This is a genomic window from Promicromonospora sp. NPDC060204 (assembly GCF_042728455.1).
Lineage (GTDB): Bacteria > Actinomycetota > Actinomycetes > Actinomycetales > Cellulomonadaceae > Promicromonospora.
Map to the genome: position 1 here is coordinate 1 of NZ_JBHWZO010000084.1, position 23,119 is coordinate 23,119.

The window sequence follows — 23,119 nt, forward strand, 5'->3', positions numbered from 1 at the left end:
AATCGTTTCGAAGCCGCAGATAGCCAGCACTCAACGGGCTGGGTGGGGTGGGGCGGGTGGCAGGATGTGCGTGTGGCTGAATCCCTTGTCGTGCGTGGGCGTCTGGTGCTGAGCTCCTCCGTGGTGGACGACGGCGTCGTCGTCGCCCACGGCGGGCGCGTCGCCTTTGCCGGGGCCGTGGTCGACGCGCTCGAGGCCGGGCACGGGCCCGCCCTCGACGGCGTGCCGCCCGCTCCCGGGACGTTCGTGCTGCCGGGGCTCGTGGACCTGCACAACCACGGCGGGGGCGGCGCCTCGTTCCCCGACGTCACCTCGGCCGACGAGGCGATGGCGGGCGTGCTGGAGCACCGCGTCCACGGCACCACGACCTTGCTCGCCTCGCTCGTGACGGCCCAGCCCGAGGTGCTGCTGCGGCGGGCCGCGGTGCTGGCCGAGCTCGCCGAGGCGGGGGAGATCGAGGGCCTGCACGCGGAGGGCCCGTTCCTCTCGCTCCGGCGCCGCGGCGCCCACAACCCGGCTGACCTGCAAGAAGGCAGTGTCGAGCTGGTTCGCGACCTCGCCGCGGCCGCCCGCGGGTACCTGCGCACCATGACCGTCGCCCCCGAGGTGCCCGGCGTGACCGGACCCGGCGGCGTCGCCGAGGCGCTGGTCGAGGCCGGCGTGCTGCCCTCCCTGGGTCACACCGACGGCAGCACCGAGCAGGCCGAGGCCCTGATCGAACAGGTGACGGCGGCGCTGCGGGCCGCGAGCGGCCCCGCGGGGCGCCGGACGCCCGGGCCCATGACCGCCACGCACCTGTTCAACGGCATGCGCCCCCTGCACCACCGCCAGCCGGGGCCCATCGCGGCCTGCCTCGCGGCGGCGTCCCGGGGCGACATGGTCGTCGAGCTCGTCGGCGACGGGGTGCACCTCGACCCGGCGACCGTGCGCTCGGTGTTCGACATGGTGGGCGCGGACCAGGTGGTCCTGGTGACCGACGCGATGGCGGCGGCCGGCGTGGCCGACGGCCACTACGAGCTGGGCCCGATGTCGGTGGTGGTGCACGATGGCGTCGCCCGGATCGCCACCCCCCAGGCCGCGCCCGGCGCGCCGGAGGAGGAGGGGCCGATCGCAGGCGGCACGGCGCACCTGATCGATGTGGTGCGCCACGCCGTGCGCGGCGGCGTCCCCCTGGTCGACGCCGTGCGTTCCGCGACGGCGGTGCCCGCCCGGGTGCTGGGGCTGGCCGGCGAGGTCGGCACCCTGGAGCCCGGCGCGCGCGCCGACGTGCTCGTCACGGACGGCGACCTGCGGCCCGTCCGGGTGCTGCGCCACGGCGTCGACGTCGACAGAGCCGACGTCGACGAAGTTGACGTCGATGTCGCCGGGGCGTAACTCGTCGCTGTTAGCGTTCCCGCCATGACGTCTCCCGTTTTCCAGCCCGGTCAGACGGTGGTGCGCCGCGAGATCATGCGGGGCGAGCCCTGGATCGCGATCCCGCAGGTGTGCGTGCAGGACGACGGCGACCTGCTCGTCACCTACACGCCCGGCGGCACCCCGCTGGCGTACCCGGGCTCGGGCGCGTTCCCCGTGGGGGAGCACCCCTGGAAGCTCGCCGGCAGCACGCGCTGGCGCGGCCACGGGCGTCTCGAGCTGCACTGGACCGGGGTGGAGCACTCCATCTTCCTGTTCTGGGACGGCCCCGAGCGGGCGTTCCAGGGCTGGTACTTCAACCTGGAGGACGCCCCGCGCCGCACGCCGATGGGGTTCGACACGCTCGACCACGAGCTGGACGTCTGGTGGGCGGCCGACGCCGAGACCTACGAGTTCAAGGACGTCGTCGAGTTCGAGGAGACCGGCCCCGACCGGTACCCCGGCCGGATGGAGCAGATCCGCGCCGAGGGCGCCCGGATCGCCGGGCTGCTCGACGCCGGCGAGCTCTGGTGGGACAAGGCCTGGGCCGACTGGACGCCGGACACCTCCTGGGCGCCCCGTGACGTGCCGGCCGGCTGGGAGAGCGTGGCGTTCGAGGCGCGCTGAGCGACGTCGTACCGGCATGGCCGACTCGCCCGGAGATACCACCTCAATTCCGGTGGCAACCTGGGTCGTGGGCGCTACGGTCTGAGCGTGCCTTCTTCCGTGCCGCCCGCCTACCGAGCCGACCCCCGCTGGCCGGTGATCACCCCGCGCCTCACGCTCCGCCCGGTCGCCCCGGACGACGCGGAGGCCTTCTTCGCCTGGCGCTCGCGCCCCGACGTCGTGCGGTTCATGTACCAGCCGCCGTGGGACCGCCAGACGGCGGACGTCAAGCTCCGCACCTGGTCGAGCGCGCCGTTCGAGGAGCCGGGCGACGTGCTGGTGCTGGCCGTCGAGTCGGACGGCGACGTCATCGGCGAGACCATGCTCAAGTGGGCGGCCGGTCCCCGGCAGGCCGAGGTGGGCTACGCGCTCCACCCCGACGTCGGGGGCCACGGGCTGGCCACCGAGGCCGTGCGGGCCACCCTGCGGCTGGCCTTCGAGTCCTACGGCTTCCACCGCGTGTTCGCGCGCATCGACGAGGAGAACCTCCCGTCCGTCCGCGTGGTCCAGCGGCTGGGCCTGCGGCAGGAGGCCCGCCTCGTGGAGAGCGACGTGCGCGACGGCGGGTGGTCCACCGAGCTGGTCTTCGCCATCCTCGACCGGGAGCACGCGGCGCGCGCGGTCAGCTGACGGCGAGCTCGGCCCGCACCCGCAGGTCCCCGGCCGACGGCCCGGACGCCACCGTGTACGTGCCCGGCTGCAGCACCATGGCGCCGGCGTGCCGGACGGCGAGGGCGCCCAGGTCCAGCGGCACCTCCACCTCGGCCGACGCGCCCGGGGCGAGCCGCACGCGCGCGTACCCCAGGAGCTGGCGCCGTGCTGCGGGCACCGGCAGGTCGGGGGACAGGCCGTGCACCGCGACGAGCTCGTCCACGGGGCGCTCGCCGGTGTTGCGCACCGTGACGACGGCCGTGGTCCCGCCGTCCCGCTCCGGCCCGGCCGCGCCGGCCCCGCCGTCCAGCCGCAGACCCTCGTACGCGACGGTCGTGTAGCTCAGCCCGTGCCCGAACCAGTACGCCGGCTCGCCCGCCAGGTGGCGGTAGGTGACGCCCTGGCGGGCCACGTCGTAGTCGAACAGGTCGCCCGCCTGGGCCTCGGTGGCCGGCCACGTCTGCGCGAGCCGCCCGAACGGCTCCGCGTCGCCGGACAGCACGTCCACCAGGCCGTTCCCGGCTTCCTGCCCACCGTGCGCGGCCCAGACCAGCGCCCCGGCGCCCGCGCCGTCGTCCCCGGCAGGCCCGTCCAGCACGCTCGGCCCCAGCACACCAGGACCCAGCACGTACGGGTACGACGACGTGACGACCAGCACCGCCGCCGGGCACGCCTCGCGCGCCACCCGCCAGGTCTCGGCCATCTGCTCCGGCAGCGCGAGCGACGTCCGGTCCTCGGTCTCGCGCCCGCCCAGGTGCGGGTCGTTGCCCACGGCCACCAGCACCACGTCCGCGGCCGCCGCGACCCGGGCCACCTCGGCGTGCCCCGAGACGACGGTGCGCCAGGCGAACCGCTCGGCGTCCGCGAGTCGCGTGGCCTCGGCCACGAGCAGCCCCGAACCGAGCTGCACCCGGACCCAGCGCCCGCTCCCGACGTGCAGCAGCGACCACGTGCCGTCCGCGTGGTGGTGCCGCCGGAACGACTCCTGCACCACCCAGCCGCCGACCCGCTCGGCGTCGGCCGCAAGGATCCAGCCCGCGCCCGTCAGGAGCCGGCCTGAGGCTACCGACCGGAGCGTCAGCAGGCCGTCGCCCCAGTCGGTCACGTCCAGGTGGGTCCCCGGCCCGGCGTCCGGCGCGGACACGCTCACCTCGCCGTCGGCGGTGACGGTCACGTACCGGCCGGACGACGTCGCGCGCAGCGCCACCCGGTCCGCGCCGTCGACGACGTCCACGACGGCGTCGGGGTAGCGCTCCGCGACCGCGCGGGCGAGCGGGACGGCGTACGGCGGGGTGCCGGAGTACCAGTCGGTGAGCACCCGGTCGGCCAGGGGGCCGACGACGGCGATGCGGCCGGGCGCGCCCAGCGGCAGCGTGCCGTCGTTGCGCAGCAGCACCACGGACTTCGCCGCCGCCTCGCGCGCCAGGACCCGGTGCTCCGGCAGGTCGATCGCGTCGGGGCCGATGCCCGCGTACGGGTCCGCGTCCCCGTCGAGCTCGCCCGTGCGCAGCCGCAGCTCCAGCAGGCGCAGGGCGGCGGTGTCGACGTCCTCCTGCGTCAGCAGCCCGGCCGCCAGCGCCTCGCGCAGCCGGCCCAGGGTGACCGACGGGTCGGTGTCGTTGTCCGTGAACGAGTCGAGGCCCGCGCGCACGGCCGCGGCGTGCGCCTGCGCGTGCCCGGCGAACGCCCGCTGGACGGTGACCAGGAAGGTGGGCGCGCCGGCGTCCGACACCACGGCCACCGACCCGGGCGCCCACGAGCGCAGCTCGGCCAGCAGGTCGCCCGACGTGTGCGCCGGAACCCCGTTGACCAGGTTGTACGACGGCATCACCGCGCCGGCGACACCCGCCTCGATGGGCCCGCGGTAGGCGGGCAGCTCGTACTCGTACAGGGTGCGCTCGGACAGGTTCGACGACGTCGCCGAGCGGTCGGTCTCGTTGCCGTACCCGAGGAAGTGCTTGAGCGCCGGGACCGTCTTCCACACCGTCGGGTGGCCCCCGCGCAGCCCGGCGCAGTACGCCGTCGCGAGCTGGGAGACGAGCCGCGGCTCCTCGCTGTACCCCTCCTCGCCCCGGCCCCAGGCGGGGTGCCGCAGCGGGTTCACCACGGGTGCCCAGACGTTCAGGGAGACCGCCGGGTCCGCCGCGTGCTTGGCCCGCAGCTCGGTGGCGACCAGGTCGCCCAGGCGGAGCAGCAGGTCGGTGTCCCACGTGGCGCCCAGCCCGACCGGCTGGGGGAGCACGGTGGCGCGGCCGAGCCACGCGACCCCGTGCAGCGCCTCGGCGCCCGTGTGGAAGGGGGCGAGGCCGAGCCGCTCGACCGCGGGCTGGTGCTGGTGCAGCAGGCTCAGCCGCTCGTCGGGGGTGAGGCGGTCCAGCAGGTCGCGGGCCCGGTCGGTGAGCGGGGCGGCGGGGTCGCGGAAGAGGGGCTGCGTCTGGTTCGGCACGTCGTCGTGCTCCCTTGGCGTCGGGGTCGTGCGGGCGGTCTACGTCCGGTCGAAGAGTAGGCCCAGTCCTCGAAACGGTTCAATGGTCAATTGCCCAATTCAGGGCGAATCATTGCCTCAACTTCTGCGTTTGCCCTACTGTTCTGCCAACGATGTAGGTCGAAGCGCTTCGACGTCGAGGCGCCCGAACTTCCGTCGTGTCCGGGCACACAGACGTGCCGCGCTGTCCACAAAGGAGTGAAGAGCCATGACAGCACCCCACCTGACCGGCGGGCTCAGCCGCCGGTCGTTCCTCGGCTTCCTCGCGGTCGGCGCCGGCGTCGTCGGCGTCCCGTCCCTGCTCACCGCGTGCACCACAGGCGCGGCGGGTCCCGCGCAGGGCGGCGCCACCGTGAGCTCGGGCGTGCTGCCCACCTACGTGCCGGTCGAGTACGTCAAGCCCGACTTCCCGTCGGTCAACGGCTCCACCGCCGGCTACGCCTCGATCCCCGACGAGCTGGTCACGGCGTTCGAGACGGCGCCCGGGTCGGGCGGCACCTACACGGCGATGACGCCCCTGTGGAGCGCCATCCCGAAGACGTCCGGCAACCCCTACTTCGACGCGGTGAGCGAGGCGATGGGCACCACCGTCGAGTTCCAGATCTCCGACGGCAACACCTACGGCGACAAGCTCGCGGCCGTGCTCGCGTCGGCGAAGGACGTGCCGGACTGGGTCTGCGTGCCCACCTGGAACTTCCCGCCGCGGTTCGCCCAGGCCGTCGACGCCCTCTTCGAGGACCTCACGCCGTACCTGTCCGGCGACAACGTCAAGAAGTACAAGAACCTCGCCAACATCCCCACGGACGCCTGGCGCTACGGCGTCTTCAACGACAAGCTCTACGGCCTGCCGTTCCCGGGGGAGCTGGTCCACCTGGCGACGTTCTACCGGGCCGACCTCTTCACCGAGCTCGGCATCACCGAGCAGCCGAGGGACGCCGACGAGTTCATCGAGCTCGCCAAGGAGCTGACCGACCCGGGCAAGAAGCGATGGGGCTCGGCCGACCAGTGGATCACGGCGAACATGATGTTCGCGGTGCCCCCGGAGAAGGGCTGGAAGCTGGCCGACGACGGCTCGCTGATCAGCCGCGTCGAGTCCGAGGAGTACCGGGCGGCGCTGGACTGGCAGGCCCGGCTGTACAAGTCGGGCGCGGTGCACCCGACGGCCGTGGCCGACAAGCCCGAGGAGATGAAGCCGCTCTTCGAGTCCGGCGAGATCCTGATCGTCAACGACGGCGTGGGCGGCTGGCACGAGTCCCTGGGCCGGGTGCTGCCGAGCAACCCGGACTTCGACCCGCGGCCGTTCGACCCGTTCGCCCACGACGGCGGCACGCCGCGGATCTGGAAGGGCGCCCCGGCGGACATGTTCTCGTTCCTGAAGAAGCGGGACGACAAGGCGCAGATCGAGGAGCTCCTCGCCGCCGCCGACTTCCTCGCCTCGCCGTTCGGCACCACCGAGTTCCAGCTCGTCAACTTCGGCGTCGAGGGCGAGCACTACGAGATCGACGGCGACGGCCTGCCGCAGGCCACGAACGCCGCGGCCGACGACGTGGCGCCGTCGTACATCTTCCTCGTGGACCCGCCCAAGGTGAACGCGCAGGTGCAGTACGAGGGCTACGTCGAGGCCTACTGCACGTGGATGGCCGCCGCCTCCGAGTACGTCGAGGAGCCCCTCTTCTACGGCAAGCAGATCACGGAGCCGTCGCAGTTCGCGTCGCTCGGCACGCCGTTCGTCGACCTGGAGAAGGACATCTCGCGCGGGCGCAAGACCCTCGCGGACCTGGACGACGCCGTGGAGACGTGGCGCAGCAGCGGCGGTGAGGAGCTGCGCGCGTTCTACCAGGACATCCTGGACGAGCAGTGAGCACCGCGACCTCACGGGTGGACGCCCCGCCCCGGCGCAGGATCCCCTGGACCGTCCGGGCGCGGCGCGACCGCTCGCTGCTGATCATGGTGGCCCCGGCGGTGCTGCTGCTGGCCGTGTTCGCCTACGTGCCGATGCTCGGCAACGTGGTGGCCTGGCAGGACTACTCGCCGTACGTCGGCATCCGGGAGAGCCCGTTCATCGGGTGGGCCAACTTCGCGCGCGTCCTGACCAACCCGCTCTTCCTCGACGCCGTGGGGAACACGCTGGTCATCACCGCGTTCCAGCTCGTGTTCTTCTTCCCGGTGCCGATCGTGCTCGCGCTGCTCCTGAACAGCGTGCTCTCGCCGGGGCTGCGCACGACCATCCAGTCGATCGTGTACCTGCCGCACTTCTTCTCCTGGGTGATCGTCGTGACGATCTTCCAGCAGATCTTCGGCGGGGCCGGGATGGTGGCGACCCGGCTGCGGGAGGCGGGGTACTCGGGCTTCGACCTGATGACCAACCCCGACACGTTCCTGCTGCTGCTCACGGCGCAGTCGGTCTGGAAGGACGCGGGCTGGGGCATCATCATCTTCCTCGCGGCGCTGGCCACCGTGGACCCCCAGCTCTACGAGGCGTCGGTGGTCGACGGCGCGGGCCGGTGGCGGCGGATGTGGCACGTGACCCTCCCCGCGCTGCGGCCGGTGATCGTCCTGCTGCTGATCCTGCGGCTGGGCGACGCGCTCACCGTCGGGTTCGAGCAGCTCATCCTCCAGCGCGGTGCCGTCGGCACCGACGTCGCGGAGGTGCTCGACACGTTCGTGTACTACCAGGGCGTCGTCAACGGCGACTGGGCCTTCGCGGCGGCCGCGGGGCTCGTCAAGGGCCTGGTGTCGCTCGCCCTGGTGCTCGGGGCCAACAAGCTCGCCCACCTGGTGGGCGAGGCGGGGGTGTATCAGCGCGCATGAGTGCCGACATCAAGAACGAGACGGGGACGACGCCGGCGCGACCTGCGCCGTCGTCCACGACGCCCGAGCCGGGCCGGCCCCGGCAGCCGGCGAGCGGCCCGAGCCGGTACCGCGCCCTGCTGCGCGGCCGGAACCGCCCGGTCTGGGAGGAGGACCCCAACCCGCTGGGGCTCCTGGTCAAGGGGGTGGCGCTGCTGCTCATCGTGGCGACCGTCGTCTACCCCCTGTACACGGTGGTGCTCACCAGCCTGTCGACCCAGGCGGACATCACCCGGTCCGGCGGCCTGGTCACGCTGCCGGGCGGCCTGACGTTCGCGGCCTACGAGCAGATCCTGTCCGGCGGGATCGTCACGCGGGCCACGATCGTGAGCATCGGCATCACCGTGGTCGGCACCGTGCTCTCGACCACGGTGTCCGTGCTGGCGGCGTACGGCCTGAGCCGGCCGGGCTCCTTCGCCCACCGGCCCCTCCTGTTCGTCTTCCTGATCACCATGTTCTTCGGCGCGGGGATGATCCCGACGTACCTGCTGGTGAGCAACCTGGGGCTGATCGACAGCTACTGGTCGCTCATCCTCCCGGGGGCCGTCAGCGCGTTCAACGTGCTCATCCTGCGGGCGTTCTTCATGGGCATCGACCGGTCCATCACGGACGCGGCCAAGATCGACGGCGCGGGGGACTGGCGCATCCTGGGGCAGATCGTGCTGCCCATGTCCAAGGCCGTGGTGGCGGTGGTCGCGCTGTTCTACGGCGTCGGCTACTGGAACGCGTTCTTCAACGCCATGCTCTACATCAACGACAACGCGAAGTGGCCGCTGCAGCTCGTGCTGCGGTCCTACGTGCTGCAGGGCGTGACGCTGCCGGGCAGCGGCGTGGGCCAGGTCGACGTGGCCGACGGCGCCGTGACCGGCCTGCCGGTCAAGATGGCCGTGATGGTGCTGGCGATCGTGCCGATCCTGGTCGTGTACCCGCTGGTGCAGCGGCACTTCACGAAGGGCGTGATCTTCGGGGCCATCAAGGGATGAGCGGCGGCCCGCTCCCGCCGTCAGCCGTCCTCGGCGGCGGGACCGGGCGCCGAGCTCTCGCGTTCGGTCAGCACGGGGGCGAGCAGCCGGGTCTCGGACGGCTGCTCGCCCTCGAGGCGCGCCATCACCATGTCCACGGCCACCTTGCCGATGCCCTCGGCGGGCAGGTCGATACTGGTCATCGGGATGCGCTGGGACAGCGCGACGTCGGTGGGGCAGACCGCGACCACCGACATGTCCCGGCCGACCACCAGGCCGCGCTCGGTCAGCCGGGACAGCACATGGGGCAGGGCGCCCTCGTTGTGCACCACGATGCCGGTGGTGTCCGGGGCGGTGGCCAGCAGGGTGTCCACGGCGGTCGAGGCGCCCGACGGCGACGAGTCGCACGCCTCCACCTTGACCGTCACGCCGGAGCTGCGGGCCTGTTCGCGCAGGCCCCGCATCATCCGCTCGGCGTAGGAGGTGTGCCGCCGCAGCACCTCGGGCGGCGAGCCGATGAGGGCCACGTCGGTGTGGCCCGTCTGCGCGAGGTGCCGCACGGCGAGCCGGCCCGCGGCCTCGAAGTCGAGGTCCACGCAGCTCAGCCCCTCCGGGTCCTGGGGCAGGCCGATGAGCACCGTGGGCTGCTTGGCGGCGGCCACCAGGGGCACGCGCGGGTCGTCGGCCTCGATGTCCATCATGACCAGCGCGTCGACCATCGAGCCGCCGGTCACGCGGTCCAGGCCGCTCACGTCGTCCTGGGTCAGCAGCAGCACGTCGTGGTCGAAGTCGCGCGCCCGCGTGACCACGCCCGCCACGAACTGCATGATGACCGGCACGTTCACGCCCACGCGGAGCGGCGCCATCAGCGCGATGACGTTGGTGCGCGCGGACGCCAGCGCCCGGGCGCCGGCGTGCGGGCGGTAGCCGAGCTTCTCGATCGCGCGCTCGACCCGTGCCCGGGTGGGTGCGGAGATGGGGCGCTTGCCGGACAGCACGTAGGACACGGTCGAGGTCGACACCCCCGCCGTCCTCGCGACGTCGTCGATCGTAGCCACGGTGCTCCCTTCGGGTCGGTGCCGGTGCAGGTAGCGCGCGGTGCCGGCACACCAGTGTGCCGCATAGCAGGGAAGCGCTTCGACAGAAGACTAGCGTTTCGTGCCGAAAGTGCCACTGGACATCCGTGAGAGTCTAGGTTTAGCGTGTTGAAACGCTTCGACGATCCGGACGCAGCAGTTCGGACGTGGACCAAGGAGATGCAATGAGGCACAAGCGGACGATGACGGTCGTGGCGGCGGCGATGGCCGGCGCCATGGCACTGGCCGGATGCACCGGCCAGGGCGGCGGCGGTGGCGACACCGACGACAGCACGCTCACCATCTGGCACTACGAGAACGAGGACTCGGCGATGGGCAAGGCCTGGGCCAAGGCCATCGAGATCTTCGAGGAGGAGAACCCGGACGTCACGGTCGACGTCGAGAAGCAGACGTTCGAGCAGATCCAGAAGAACGCCAAGATCGTGCTCACGGGCGACGACGTGCCCGACGTCATGGAGTTCAACAAGGGCAACGCCACCGCGGGCCAGCTCGCGGCCCAGGGCCTGCTGACCCCGCTGACCGACGCGGCCACCGAGCGCGGCTGGGACGAGAAGCTGTCCGGCTCGCTCGCGACCACGGCGACGTACGACGAGCAGGGCCTCATGGGCTCCGGCGAGTGGTACGGCGTGCCGAACTACGGCGAGTTCGTCGGCGTCTACTACAACAAGGAGATGCTCGCCGACCTCGGGCTGGAGGTGCCGACCACCCTCGACGAGTTCGAGGACGTGCTGGCCGCCTTCAAGAAGGAGGGCATCACGCCGCTGGCCGAGGCCGGCGCCGAGTACCCGCTGGGCCAGCTCTGGTACGAGCTCGTGCTCGCCTACGGCGACCGCCAGCTCGTGGACGACTACCAGCTCTTCGCGAACGACGTCGACTTCCACAACGACGCGATGACGAAGGCCACCGAGAAGCTCGACGAGTGGATCGACAAGGGCTACATCGCCTCCGACTCCGCGGCCCTGACCGCCGAGGACATGGGCGTCTCGTTCATCGACGGCACCTACCCGCTCATGGTCAGCGGCTCCTGGTGGTTCGGCCGCCTGGTGACCGAGACCAAGGCCGACTGGGGCCAGTTCAACTTCCCGGGCAACTCGCTGCACACCGGCTCGTCCGGCAACCTCTGGGTGGTCCCGGCCAACGCCGACTCCCCGAGCCTCGCCGAGGAGTTCATCGACATCACGCTGCGCCCCGAGGTGCAGGACGTGCTGGCCACCGAGGGCGGCCTGCCCGTGGCCGGCGACCCGTCCGTGATCGAGGACGAGCGCACGCGCGAGCTCACCGAGAACTTCCAGGCGATCCTCGACGAGGACGGCCTGGCGTACTACCCCGACTGGCCCGTGGCCGGCTACTACGACGTGATCGTCAGCGAGCTGCAGTCCCTGGTCAACCGGTCGAAGACGCCGGCCGAGGTGCTGGACGGGCTGCAGAGCTCGTACGACGAGGGCAAGGCCGACCTGCTCGATGGCTGACACCGCCCTCACCGAACGGCGCTCGCGGGCGGACACCCGCACGCGAGCGCCGCGCGGAACGCGCCGTCGTCCGGCGCGGTGGGTGGCGTACCTGCCCTACCTGCTGCCGGGCGCGATCGCGTTCGTCGTGGTCATCGGGTATCCGCTGGTGACCAACGTGTACTTCAGCCTGTTCAAGTGGCGCGGCGGCATGGCGCCGCTGCGCTGGAACGGGCTGGGCAACTACGTCGACCTGCTGGGCGACGACAAGTTCTGGACGTCGTTCGGCAACTCGCTCGCGATGATCGTCGCGATGGTGCTGGTGCCCACGCTGCTGGGGCTGGTGCTGGCGGCGGTGCTGTTCGACTACCTCGGACGGCGGTTCGGCGAGCGCGTCTCGTCGGTGCTGCGGGCCACGTACTACCTGCCGCAGATCCTGCCCGTCGCCGTGGCGGGCGTCCTGTGGAACTGGATCCTGAACTCCCAGACGGGCGCGCTCAACGTGATCCTGCGGGGCGTCGGCATCGAGTCGCCGCCGAACTGGCTGGGCGACCCGACGACGGCCCTGCCGTCGGTGATGCTCGTGCTGATCTGGGTCCAGATGGGCTACCCCGTGGTCATCTTCATGGCGGCGCTCCAGCGCGTGGACCCCGAGCTGTACGAGGCAGCCGAGCTCGACGGCGCCGGCTGGTGGGACCGGTTCCGGGCCATCACGGTGCCCCAGATCCGCCCCGAGACGTTCGTGGTGACGCTGACCTGCACGGTCGCGGCGCTCAAGGTGTTCGGGCCCATCTACGTGCTGACGCGCGGCGGGCCCGAGAGCTCGACGCTGGTGCCCAGCTACTACTCGTACCTGAACTTCTTCGACAAGTCCCAGGTCGGCTACGGGTCCGCGATCGCCACGGTGCTCACGCTCGTGATCGTCGCCGTGGCCCTGATCATCCTCGGCCTGCAGAACCGGGCCGAACGACGTGAGAGGGAGGGGGTCTGACATGGCCGTCGCCACAGACCCGCGACCCGCGCAGGTGCGGGCCACCGCCATCGACTCCCGGTACCGCCGCGGCGCAGGCCGCTGGCTCGTGCTGGCCGCCGCCGTCCTGGTGGGCCTCGCCGTGCTCGCGCCGTTCGGGATCATGCTGCTCAACGCGTTCAAGTCGCCGCAGGACTACGCGGCCAACGGCCCGCTGTCCCTGCCGTCGGGCCTGTACCTCGACGGCGTCGTGGCCTTCTGGGAGCGCACCGACTTCCCGGTCAAGCTCTGGAACTCGGTGTTCATCTCGGCCGTCGTGGCCGTGCTGGGCGCGCTGCTGTCGCTGCTGAACGCGTACGCGATCGGCATCGGCCGCGTGAAGGGGCGGCTGTGGATCGTCGCCCTGTTCCTGCTGGCGAACATGCTGCCGCAGGAGGCGCTGATCTACCCGCTGTTCACCATGGCGCAGTCGGTCGGCCTGTCGAACTCGCAGTGGTCGGTGATCATCATCTTCACCGTCATCCAGTCGGCGTTCGGCACCTACCTGCTGTCGTCCGTGCTCGGCACGTTCCCGCCCGCGCTGCTGGAGGCGGCCGCCCTGGACGGCGCGAGCCGCTGGCGCATCCTCTGGCAGGTCGTGTTCCCGATCGTGCGGCCCACGCTCTCGGTCCTGATGATCTTCTTCTTCATCTGGACCTGGAACGAGTTCTTCATCCCGCTGGTCATGCTGACCAGCAACGACACCCAGACCATCCCCATCGCCCTGGCCTCCCTGCAGGGCGACCGGATGATGGACGCGCCCACGATCAACGCGGGCTCGCTCGTGTCGCTGGTGCCGGCCGTCATCTTCTTCCTGATCTTCCAGCGCACCCTGACCCGGGGCGTGACCGCCGGGGCGGTCAAGTGACCCCGTTCCACCACGAAGCCGAGAGGTTCCAGCCATGAGATTCACCGACGGCTACTGGCAGCTGCGCCCCGGCGTGGACGTGCTGCGGCCCCGCGACATCGACTCGGTCGAGGCCGGCGACGAGACCCTGACCGTGTACGCGCCCACCGCGCCCATCACCAAGCGCGGCGACACCCTGAACCGCCCGGTCGTGACCGTCACGTTCGACGCCCCGGCGGACGACGTCATCGGCGTGCGCATCGAGCACCACCAGGGCCGCCGCGACCTCGGCCCGCACTTCGCGGTCAACCGGGAGCCGGGCGTGGTCAAGGTCGTGACCCCCGCCGCTCCGGGCGAGGGCCCCGCCGAGCTGACGTCGGGCGGCCTCACGGCCCGCGTCTCGACCGACGGCGAGTGGCAGGTCGACTTCGTGGCCGGCGGCACGGTGCTCACCACGTCGTCGGCGCGGAGCGTCGGGCTGGCCAGCACGCCCGAGGGCGACTTCGTGCACGAGCAGCTCGGGCTCTCCGTGGGCGAGCACGTCTACGGGCTGGGCGAGCGGTTCGGCGCGTTCGTGAAGAACGGCCAGAGCGTCGACGTCTGGAACGAGGACGGCGGAACGGCCAGCGAGCAGGCCTACAAGAACGTGCCGTTCTACCTGACCGACCGCGGCTACGGCGTGTTCGTGGCCCACCCGGAGAAGGTGTCGTTCGAGGTGGGCTCCGAGGTGGTCAGCCGCACCCAGTTCTCGGTGCCGGGGCAGACGCTGCAGTACTACGTGATCCACGGGCCCACGCCGGCCGAGATCCTGCGCCGGTACACGGCGCTGACGGGGCGCCCCGCCGTCGTCCCCGCCTGGTCGTACGGCCTGTGGCTCTCCACGTCGTTCACCACGGACTACTCCGAGTCCACGGTCATGAGCTTCGTCGACGGCATGGCCGAGCGGGACATCCCGCTCTCGGTCTTCCACTTCGACTGCTTCTGGATGCGGCAGTTCCACTGGTGCGACTTCGTGTGGGACCCGGCCACCTTCCCGGACCCCGAGGGCATGCTGGCCCGGCTGCACGAGCGCGACCTGAAGGTCTGCGTCTGGATCAACCCGTACATCGCCCAGCGCTCCCACCTGTTCAAGGAGGGCGCGGAGAAGGGCTACCTGGTCACCACGGCCGACGGCGACGTCTGGCAGTGGGACAAGTGGCAGGCCGGCATGGCGCTGGTCGACTTCACCAACCCCGAGGCCGCCGCCTGGTACCAGGACAAGCTGCGCGTGCTGCTGGACCAGGGCGTCGACTGCTTCAAGACGGACTTCGGGGAGCGCATCCCCACCGACGTCGTCTGGCACGACGGGTCCGACCCGCAGCGCATGCACAACTTCTACGCCTCGCTCTACAACAAGACGGTGTTCGACCTCCTGGAGGAGGAGCGGGGCACCGGCGAGGCCGTGCTGTTCGCCCGCTCGGCCACGGCGGGCACCCAGGCGTTCCCGGTGCACTGGGGCGGCGACTGCGAGTCCACGTTCGTCTCCATGGCCGAGTCCCTGCGCGGCGGTCTCTCGCTGTCGCTGTCCGGGTTCGGCTACTGGAGCCACGACATCGGCGGGTTCGAGGGCACGCCCGACCCGGCCGTCTTCAAGCGGTGGACGGCGTTCGGCCTGCTGTCCTCGCACTCGCGCCTGCACGGGTCGAGCTCGTACCGCGTGCCGTGGGCGTTCGACGACGAGGCCGTCGACGTGACCCGCAAGTTCACCCGGCTGAAGATGCGGCTCATGCCGTACCTCGGCGGGGCCGGTACCGAGGCCGCCGGGGAGGGGCTTCCCGTGATGCGGCCGATGGTGCTGGAGTTCCCGTCCGACCGGAGCGCCGCCACCGTGGACACGCAGTACATGCTGGGTTCGTCGCTGCTGGTCGCGCCCGTGTTCGGCGAGTCCCGCGCGGAGTACTACCTGCCCGAGGGGGAGTGGACTCGCCTGCGGGAGGTCGCCGCGGAGGGCCTGGCCCCGACGGTCACCGGGTCCCGCTGGGTGGCCGAGGAGCACGGGTTCGACACCCTGCCCGTGCTGGTGCGGCCCGGCACGGTGCTGCCCGTCGGCGCCCGCGACGACCGGCCCGACTACGCGTGGGCCGAGGGCGTGACGTTACGCTGCACCCGTCTGCCCGAAGGGTTCGACGAAGAGATCCTGGTCCCCGGTGGCACCGGCGCCCCGGCGACGTTCCGTGTGCGGTACGAGTCCGGCGTCGTGCACGTGACCAGTGCTGACGCTCCTGGCGAATGGAGCGTCGAGAACGAAGGCAAGACCGTTCGGGCCACCGGCCCGGGAGAGGTGGCACTGTGAGTGCACGGAAGTTCCCCACGGATTTCCTCTGGGGATCGGCGACCGCGTCGTACCAGATCGAGGGCGGCGCGACCGAGGGCGGCCGCGGCCCGTCCATCTGGGACACGTTCTCGCACACGCCGGGCCGGACGCTGAACGGTGACACGGGTGACGTCGCCGACGACCACTTCCACCGCTGGCAGGAGGACGTCGAGCACATCAAGAACCTGGGCCTGGGCGCCTACCGGTTCTCGATCGCGTGGCCGCGGGTGCAGCCGGGCGGCTCCGGCGAGTTCAACGCCGAGGGCATCCGGTTCTACTCGGACCTCGTGGACGGGCTGATCGCGGCGGGCGTCAAGCCCGTCGTCACGCTCTACCACTGGGACCTCCCGCAGGAGCTGGAGGACGCCGGCGGCTGGACCAACCGCGAGACCGCCTACGCGTTCGCCCGCTACGCCCGGAAGATGGCCGAGGAGCTGGGCGACCGCATCGACGTCTGGACCACGCTCAACGAGCCGTGGTGCACGGCCTACCTGGGCTACGGCTCGGGCGTGCACGCGCCCGGCCGCACGGAGTCCCTGGCCGCGCTCCAGGCGGTGCACCACCTCAACCTGGCGCACGGCCTCGCCGTCCAGCAGATCCGCGAGGTGCTCGGTGACGACGCCAAGACGTCGATCACGCTGAACCTGCACGTGTTCCGGCCGGACGACCCGTCGTCCGCGGTGGACCAGGGCGCCGTCCGCAAGGTGGACGCGCTGGCCAACCGGGCCTTCCTCGGGCCGGTCCTGGACGGCGCCTACCCCGCGGACCTGCTGGAGAACACCGCCTCGGTGACCGACTGGTCGTTCGTGCAGGACGGCGACCTGGAGGCCATCGCGCAGCCGCTCGACGTCCTGGGCGTCAACTACTACTCGACGGCGCGCGTGCGGCACTTCTCCGGCGAGGGGGAGCGGCAGCAGGCCGACGGGCACAAGGACTCCGCGGGCACCCCGTGGATCGCGGCCGACGACGTCGAGTTCCTGCCGCAGCCCGGCCCGTACACCGCCATGGGCTGGAACATCGAGCCGGCCGGCCTCACGGACCTGCTCGTCTCGCTGCGGGACACCTACCCCGACCAGCCGCTCATGGTCACCGAGAACGGCGCCGCGTTCGCGGACACCGTGGTGGTCGAGGACGGCGTGGCGCGCGTGCACGACGTCGAGCGCGTCTCGTACCTGCACGACCACGTCGAGGCGCTCGGGCTCGCCCGGGACCAGGGCGTGGACGTGCGCGGGTACTTCGCGTGGTCGCTGCTCGACAACTTCGAGTGGGCCTACGGGTACGACCGCCGGTTCGGCATCATCCGCGTCGACTACGAGACGCTGGAGCGCACCTGGAAGGACTCGGCGCACTGGTACCGCCGTCTGGCGACGACGAACACGCTGCCGACGGTGGACGAGGTCTCGCCGGCCTGACGTGCTTGTTGACCCGGCGCCGTCGCGCCGGGGTCGTCGAACGTAGGGATCGTCGTCGCATGCGCCCGTGTGCGACGACGATCCCTACGTTCGTACCCGACGAGTACTGCCAGTGGTGATGACGGCGGGCGGCGAAGGGATACCTTCTGCGCATGAGTGAGCACGGTGACGTCCTGGACGACCTCCTCGACCGGACGCGCGCGGCGGGGCGCGTGCCCGCGCTGTCCGCGGCGGTCGGCCGCGGGGGAGCGGTGGTCTGGAGCGGGGTGGCGGCAGCCCCCTGGGTGGGTGGCGCGACGGCGGGTGGCCCGACGGCGGAGCATGCCTTCCGCATCGGGTCCGTCACCAAGCCGATGGTCGCCGTGGCCGTGCTGCGCCTGGTGTCCGAGGGTGCCGTGGCGCTCGCGGACCCGATCGGGCGGCACCTGCCGGACGCCCCGGCCCCGGACGCCACGATCCGGCACCTGCTGACGCACACCAGCGGCCTGCAGGCCGAGTTCCCGGGCCCGTGGTGGGAGCGGCACGGCGGGCCGACCTGGGACGAGCTGGCCGGGTCCGGCGTCGAGCAGCTCTGGGACCCGGGCGAGCGGTACCACTACAGCAACCCCGGCTTCGCCGTGCTGGGCCGCCTGGTCGAGGTGGTCCGCGGCAGCGCGTGGGACAAGGTGCTCCGCGACGAGCTGTGGGAGCCGCTGGGCATGACCGCCACGGGCCGGGTCCCCGTGGGTCCGTACGTCCACGGGTATGCCGTGCACCCGGACGCCGACCTCGTGCACCACGAGCCGGTCGCCGACTACCGCGCGGCGGGTCCCGCGGGCGAGGTGTGGTCCACGCCGTCGGACCTGGTGCGGTTCGGCATGTGGCTCGTCGGCGGCGAGGCCGACCGCGACGCCGGCGGGGCCGTGCTCCCGCTGGAGCTGCGTCGGCACCTGGCGGTCCCGCGCGTCGTGGTCGACGACGCCGGACCTGGGGGTGGCCCGTGGGCCACCGCGCACGGCCTCGGGGTGCGGGTGCGCCAGGACGGCACCGTCCGCACGGTCGGGCACGGCGGTTCGGTCCCGGGGTTCACCGCGGACCTCCGCGCCGACGTCACGACCGGGGACGTGGTCGCGGTGTGCGGCTCGTCCACGGGCGGGTTCGGCGACGGTACGGCCCTGCTGGCGGCGTTCCAGGGCGCCGGGGTGCCCGCGGCACGGCCGGGCGCCGACGAGCGCCGTACGGCGCCGCAGACGGGCTCGGACGGGATCGTGCCGGCCGGGATCGCCGGTACCTGGTACTGGGGGCCGGTCCCGTTCGTCGTGCAGGTCGACGCCGCGGGACGCGTCGACCTGCGGTCCGCGGGCAGCGGGGGCCGAGGCACGCTGTTCGACGCCGTCCGCGGCGAGCTGCGCGGCGTCGACGGCGGCTACTGGCTGGGCGAGCGGCTGCGGGTCGTCGAGGCGGACGGCGCGCCCGTCGCGCTGGACGTCGGCACGTTCCACTTCACGCGGACCCCGTACGACCCCGGCACCGCCGTGCCCGGCGGCGTCGACGAGGCCGGCTGGCACCGCCCCGGACCGACCGGGTAGGCGCTCCTGCGGCGAGGTATTCCCGCGGTCGGGTGTCGGGCGTGTGGCGAGCCCGACAAACTCCGTCCGGGTGACACGCCGAAGGGACGCGACACGCCGTTGACTCAGATTTTTTTCGGGCCTCGGGAGGCCGTCGAGGTGCCCGTTCGCGCGGTCCCGACGGCTCCTCCGACGGCGCCCCGGGAACCCGTGCGCGCGGCCTCCCTGGCGGTGTCAGAGGCTCGTGGCAGCATGGTCCCTGAGCGTCACGAGCGTTCCCGGCGTAGTGCCTACCACGTCCCGAACCACTACATGTCGTGACCGAGCGAGTGTCAGACCCTAGGTGTAGTGTTTGGTGCAGCGGGAGACGCAGACCCGCGAACAAAGCACACCGACGTAAGTTCACGGGTGTTCTTCGAGGTCAGAGGAGGCGGACATGAGCGTCACGGTCTACAGCAAGCCGGCATGCGTCCAGTGCGACGCGACGTACCGGGCACTGGATCGCAAGGGTGTCGAGTACACGGTCGTCGACATCACGCAGGACGCTGAGGCGCTGGAGATGGTCCGCGGCCTCGGTTACCTCCAGGCACCGGTCGTGGTGGCCGGTGACACCCACTGGTCGGGCTTTCGCCCCGACCAGATCAGCGCGGTCGCCGCGCTCCAGGCCGCTTCGGCCTGACCTGCACCACCGCTACGTCGGCAAGGAGGCGTGACGTGGGCTCTCTCGTCTACTTCTCCAGCGTGTCCGAGAACACGCACAGGTTCGTCGAGAAGCTCGCTCTCGAAGAGCTGGGAATGTCCGTGCACCGGATCCCGCTCCGCCCGGCCGACGGGTTTCTGCGCGTGGACGAGCCCTACGTCCTCCTGGCCCCCACCTACGGTGGCGGCAACGAGGGCGGGGCCGTCCCGCGGCAGGTGAGGAAGTTCCTCAACGACGAACACAACCGGTCGCTCATCCGCGGCGTCATCGCCGCGGGGAACACCAACTTCGGGGCTGCGTACTGCATCACCGGCGACATCATCTCGGCGAAGTGTGATGTCCCGTACCTGTACGCCTTCGAGCTTCTGGGAACGGCGCAGGACGTCACGCGCGTCCGCAACGGATTGGGACGATTTTGGCAGCAACAACCACTGAGCCTCTCAGCCTGACTGAGGGCCTGAGCGAGATCCCCCTGGAGAGCATCCAGATGGATTACCACGCGCTCAACGCCATGCTGAACCTGTACGGGCCGGACGGGAAGATCCAGTTCGAGAAGGACCGCGAGGCGGCCCGCCAGTACTTCCTGCAGCACGTGAACCCGAACACCGTCGACTTCGACACCCTTGAGGCGAAGCTCGAGCACCTCGTCGAGGCCAAGTACTACGACCCGACCGTGCTGGCCAAGTACTCGGGCTCGTTCGTCAAGGAGCTGTTCCAGCTCGCGTACTCCAAGAAGTTCCGCTTCGAGACGTTCCTGGGCGCGTTCAAGTACTACACCTCGTACACGCTCAAGACGTTCGACGGCAAGAAGTACCTGGAGCGCTTCGAGGACCGTGTCGCCATGGTCGCGCTCGGCCTGGCCGACGGCGACGAGCAGACGGCCCGCGACATCGTCGAGGAGGTCATCTCCGGGCGGTTCCAGCCCGCGACGCCCACCTTCCTCAACGTCGGCAAGGCGCAGCGCGGCGAGCCCGTGTCCTGCTTCCTGCTGCGCATCGAGGACAACATGGAGTCGATCGCGCGCGGCATCAACTCCGCGCTGCAGCTCTCCAAGCGCGGCGGCGGCGTGGCGCTGCTCCTGAGCAACATCCGCGAGCACGGTGCGCCGATCAAGCACATCGAGAACCAGTCCTCGGGCGTCATCCCCGTGATGAAGCTCCTGGAGGACTCCTTCTCCTACGCGAACCAGCTCGGCGCGCGCCAGGGCGCCGGCGCCGTGTACCTGCACGCGCACCACCCCGACATCATGCGGTTCCTCGACACCAAGCGGGAGAACGCGGACGAGAAGATCCGCATCAAGACGCTCTCGCTCGGCGTGGTCATCCCGGACATCACGTTCGAGCTGGCCAAGAAGAACGCGGACATGCACCTGTTCAGCCCGTACGACGTCGAGCGGGTCTACGGCAAGCCGTTCGCCGACATCTCCATCTCGGAGAAGTACGACGAGCTCGTCGCCGACGACCGCATCCGCAAGACCACGATCAGCGCGCGCGACTTCTTCCAGACGCTCGCAGAGCTGCAGTTCGAGTCCGGCTACCCGTACATCATGTTCGAGGACACGGTGAACAAGGCGAACCCGATCAAGGGCCGCATCACCCACTCGAACCTGTGCTCCGAGATCCTGCAGGTCTCCACCCCGTCGACGTTCAACGAGGACCTCTCGTACGACGAGGTCGGCCGCGACATCTCCTGCAACCTGGGCTCGCTGAACATCGCCAAGGCGATGGACTCGCCGGACTTCGGCCGCACGATCGACACGGCGATCCGCGCGCTGACCGCGGTGAGCGACCAGACCTCGATCGAGTCCGTCCCCTCGATCAAGCTGGCCAACGAGCGTGGCCACGCGATCGGCCTGGGCCAGATGAACCTGCACGGCTACCTCGCACGTGAGCGCATCTACTACGGCTCCGAAGAGGGCATCGACTTCACGAACATCTACTTCTACACCGTGGCCTACCACGCGATCGCGGCGTCCAACCGCCTGTCGATCACGCGGAAGCAGAAGTTCGGCGGGTTCGAGGACTCCAAGTACGCCACGGGTGAGTACTTCGACAAGTACGTCGAGCAGGAGTGGAAGCCGGCCACGGAGCGGGTCACGCGCCTGTTCGCCGACGCCGGTGTGTCGATCCCGACGCAGGACGACTGGCGCGCGCTCAAGGCCTCGGTCATGGAGCACGGCCTGTACAACCAGAACCTGCAGGCCGTGCCGCCCACGGGTTCGATCAGCTACATCAACAACTCGACGTCGTCGATCCACCCGGTCCCGGCCAAGATCGAGATCCGCAAGGAAGGCAAGCTCGGCCGCGTCTACTACCCCGCGCCGTACATGACGAACGACAACCTGGACTACTACCAGGACGCGTACGAGATCGGGTACGAGAAGATCATCGACACGTACGCCGCGGCGACGCAGCACGTGGACCAGGGCCTCTCGCTGACCCTGTTCTTCCCGGACACGGTGACCACGCGCGACGTCAACAAGGCGCAGATCTACGCGTGGCGCAAGGGCATCAAGACCCTCTACTACATCCGCCTGCGCCAGATGGCACTGGAGGGTACGGAGGTCGAGGGCTGCGTCAGCTGCATGCTGTGACAGCAGCCCGCTGACCGGTCCGCACCGCCAGGCTCATCCGCACCACCGCCGCCTCTGAAGGAACTCCCATGTCGCCAACTGGCAAGCTCAAGCTCATCGATCGCGTGACGGCGATCAACTGGAACCGCCTCGAGGACGAGAAGGACCTCGAGGTCTGGGACCGCCTGGTCGGTAACTTCTGGCTGCCCGAGAAGGTGCCGGTGTCCAACGACATCCAGTCGTGGAACACGCTCTCGGAGCACGAGAAGACCATGACGTCGCGGGTGTTCACCGGCCTGACCCTCCTGGACACCATCCAGGGCACGGTCGGCGCGGTGTCGCTCATCCCGGACGCGCTCACCCCGCACGAGGAGGCGGTGTACACCAACATCGCCTTCATGGAGAGCGTGCACGCGAAGAGCTACTCCTCGATCTTCTCCACGCTGCTGTCCACGCCGGAGATCGACGACGCGTTCGAGTGGTCCGAGAGCAACGAGCACCTGCAGAAGAAGGCGGAGATCGTCCTCGACTACTACCGGGGCGACGACCCGCTGAAGCGCAAGGTCGCCTCGACGATGCTCGAGTCGTTCCTGTTCTACTCCGGCTTCTACGCGCCGATGTACTGGTCCTCGCGGGCGAAGCTCACGAACACGGCCGACCTGATCCGCCTCATCATCCGCGACGAGGCCGTGCACGGGTACTACATCGGCTACAAGTACCAGAAGGGCCTCGCCCAGCTGACGCAGCCCGAGCAGGACGACCTCAAGGCGTACACGTTCGATCTGCTCTTCGAGCTGTACGAGAACGAGGTCGAATACACCGACTCGCTCTACGGCGAGCTGGGGCTGACCGAGGACGTCAAGAAGTTCCTGCGGTACAACGGCAACAAGGCCCTGATGAACCTGGGCTACGAGGCGCTGTTCCCCAAGGAGGACACCGACGTCAACCCCGCGATCCTCGCGGCGCTGTCGCCGAACGCGGACGAGAACCACGACTTCTTCTCGGGGTCGGGCTCGTCGTACGTGATCGGCAAGGCCGTGGAGACCGAGGACGACGACTGGGACTTCTGACCTCGTCTCAGGAGCCCGTCGCCCGTAGCGGCTGATCAGAGGCCCGGAACCGCAGAAC

General features: G+C 70.7%; 18 protein-coding genes. 16 read left to right on the forward strand and 2 right to left on the reverse strand.

The features are described 5' to 3' along the window. Positions 1-72: 72 nt before the first annotated feature. The 3 genes from ACFWEJ_RS12875 (at position 73) to ACFWEJ_RS12885 (ending at position 2,688) form a co-directional block, all read left to right on the forward strand. Positions 73-1,374: an N-acetylglucosamine-6-phosphate deacetylase gene (locus ACFWEJ_RS12875; RefSeq protein ID WP_377229595.1), complete on the forward strand. Its 1,302-nt coding sequence runs from the start codon at positions 73-75 to the stop codon at positions 1,372-1,374. Between the two features lie 24 nt (positions 1,375-1,398). Beyond that, positions 1,399-2,019: a DUF402 domain-containing protein gene (locus tag ACFWEJ_RS12880; protein WP_377229596.1), complete on the forward strand. Its 621-nt coding sequence runs from the start codon at positions 1,399-1,401 to the stop codon at positions 2,017-2,019. 87 nt (positions 2,020-2,106) lie between these two features. Further along, positions 2,107-2,688 carry a GNAT family N-acetyltransferase gene (locus ACFWEJ_RS12885; protein WP_377229597.1) on the forward strand — a complete coding sequence of 194 codons (582 nt, stop codon included), beginning with the start codon at positions 2,107-2,109 and terminating at the stop codon, positions 2,686-2,688. Here the strand turns inward: ACFWEJ_RS12885 and ACFWEJ_RS12890 are convergent. Further along, positions 2,681-5,155: a glycoside hydrolase family 3 C-terminal domain-containing protein gene (locus tag ACFWEJ_RS12890; protein WP_377229598.1), complete on the reverse strand. Its 2,475-nt coding sequence runs from the start codon at positions 5,153-5,155 to the stop codon at positions 2,681-2,683. The two genes, ACFWEJ_RS12885 and ACFWEJ_RS12890, sit on opposite strands and share 8 nt — an antisense overlap. 247 nt (positions 5,156-5,402) lie before the next feature. Here ACFWEJ_RS12890 and ACFWEJ_RS12895 point away from each other — a divergent pair, with 247 nt between their 5' ends. Genes ACFWEJ_RS12895 through ACFWEJ_RS12905 form a run of 3 tightly spaced genes read left to right on the forward strand, consistent with a single transcriptional unit; the run spans position 5,403 to position 9,027 of the window. After that, on the forward strand, positions 5,403-7,055 hold the full coding sequence (locus tag ACFWEJ_RS12895; protein ID WP_377229599.1) for an extracellular solute-binding protein: 1,653 nt from the start codon (positions 5,403-5,405) through the stop codon (positions 7,053-7,055). Then, a complete protein-coding gene (locus ACFWEJ_RS12900; RefSeq protein WP_377229600.1) occupies positions 7,052-8,005 on the forward strand; it encodes an ABC transporter permease in 954 nt (317 codons plus the stop codon). The genes ACFWEJ_RS12895 and ACFWEJ_RS12900 overlap by 4 nt, the downstream gene beginning before the upstream one ends. Beyond that, a complete protein-coding gene (locus ACFWEJ_RS12905; protein WP_377229601.1) occupies positions 8,002-9,027 on the forward strand; it encodes a carbohydrate ABC transporter permease in 1,026 nt (341 codons plus the stop codon). Before ACFWEJ_RS12900 ends, ACFWEJ_RS12905 begins: the two co-directional genes overlap by 4 nt. 20 nt (positions 9,028-9,047) lie before the next feature. Here the strand turns inward: ACFWEJ_RS12905 and ACFWEJ_RS12910 are convergent, their stop codons facing one another. After that, positions 9,048-10,064, reverse strand: coding sequence for a LacI family DNA-binding transcriptional regulator (locus ACFWEJ_RS12910; protein WP_377229602.1), 1,017 nt, complete (start codon positions 10,062-10,064; stop codon positions 9,048-9,050). Between the two features lie 203 nt (positions 10,065-10,267). Here ACFWEJ_RS12910 and ACFWEJ_RS12915 point away from each other — a divergent pair, with 203 nt between their 5' ends. From ACFWEJ_RS12915 to nrdF, 10 genes are all read left to right on the forward strand, one after another. Further along, complete coding sequence (locus tag ACFWEJ_RS12915; protein ID WP_377229603.1) at positions 10,268-11,572, forward strand: ABC transporter substrate-binding protein; 1,305 nt, start codon at positions 10,268-10,270, stop codon at positions 11,570-11,572. After that, the gene (locus tag ACFWEJ_RS12920) at positions 11,565-12,542 is read left to right on the forward strand and encodes a carbohydrate ABC transporter permease (protein ID WP_377229604.1); all 978 of its coding nucleotides are present in this window, start codon (positions 11,565-11,567) and stop codon (positions 12,540-12,542) included. Before ACFWEJ_RS12915 ends, ACFWEJ_RS12920 begins: the two co-directional genes overlap by 8 nt. A 1-nt stretch (position 12,543) precedes the next feature. Beyond that, positions 12,544-13,428: a carbohydrate ABC transporter permease gene (locus ACFWEJ_RS12925; protein ID WP_377229605.1), complete on the forward strand. Its 885-nt coding sequence runs from the start codon at positions 12,544-12,546 to the stop codon at positions 13,426-13,428. A gap of 34 nt (positions 13,429-13,462) precedes the next feature. Beyond that, positions 13,463-15,739, forward strand: coding sequence for an alpha-xylosidase (gene yicI, locus ACFWEJ_RS12930; protein WP_377229606.1), 2,277 nt, complete (start codon positions 13,463-13,465; stop codon positions 15,737-15,739). Continuing rightward, the gene (locus tag ACFWEJ_RS12935) at positions 15,736-17,172 is read left to right on the forward strand and encodes a GH1 family beta-glucosidase (RefSeq protein ID WP_377229607.1); all 1,437 of its coding nucleotides are present in this window, start codon (positions 15,736-15,738) and stop codon (positions 17,170-17,172) included. Before yicI ends, ACFWEJ_RS12935 begins: the two co-directional genes overlap by 4 nt. Before the next feature lie 152 nt (positions 17,173-17,324). Beyond that, the gene (locus ACFWEJ_RS12940) at positions 17,325-18,740 is read left to right on the forward strand and encodes a serine hydrolase domain-containing protein (protein WP_377229608.1); all 1,416 of its coding nucleotides are present in this window, start codon (positions 17,325-17,327) and stop codon (positions 18,738-18,740) included. Between the two features lie 415 nt (positions 18,741-19,155). Then, the gene (nrdH, locus tag ACFWEJ_RS12945) at positions 19,156-19,398 is read left to right on the forward strand and encodes a glutaredoxin-like protein NrdH (protein WP_020017613.1); all 243 of its coding nucleotides are present in this window, start codon (positions 19,156-19,158) and stop codon (positions 19,396-19,398) included. A gap of 35 nt (positions 19,399-19,433) precedes the next feature. Continuing rightward, a complete protein-coding gene (gene nrdI / locus ACFWEJ_RS12950; protein WP_377229609.1) occupies positions 19,434-19,868 on the forward strand; it encodes a class Ib ribonucleoside-diphosphate reductase assembly flavoprotein NrdI in 435 nt (144 codons plus the stop codon). A 38-nt stretch (positions 19,869-19,906) separates the two neighbouring features. Further along, positions 19,907-22,012: a class 1b ribonucleoside-diphosphate reductase subunit alpha gene (gene nrdE, locus ACFWEJ_RS12955; RefSeq protein ID WP_377229610.1), complete on the forward strand. Its 2,106-nt coding sequence runs from the start codon at positions 19,907-19,909 to the stop codon at positions 22,010-22,012. A gap of 68 nt (positions 22,013-22,080) precedes the next feature. After that, positions 22,081-23,061: a class 1b ribonucleoside-diphosphate reductase subunit beta gene (gene nrdF, locus ACFWEJ_RS12960; protein ID WP_377229611.1), complete on the forward strand. Its 981-nt coding sequence runs from the start codon at positions 22,081-22,083 to the stop codon at positions 23,059-23,061. Positions 23,062-23,119: the final 58 nt, after the last annotated feature.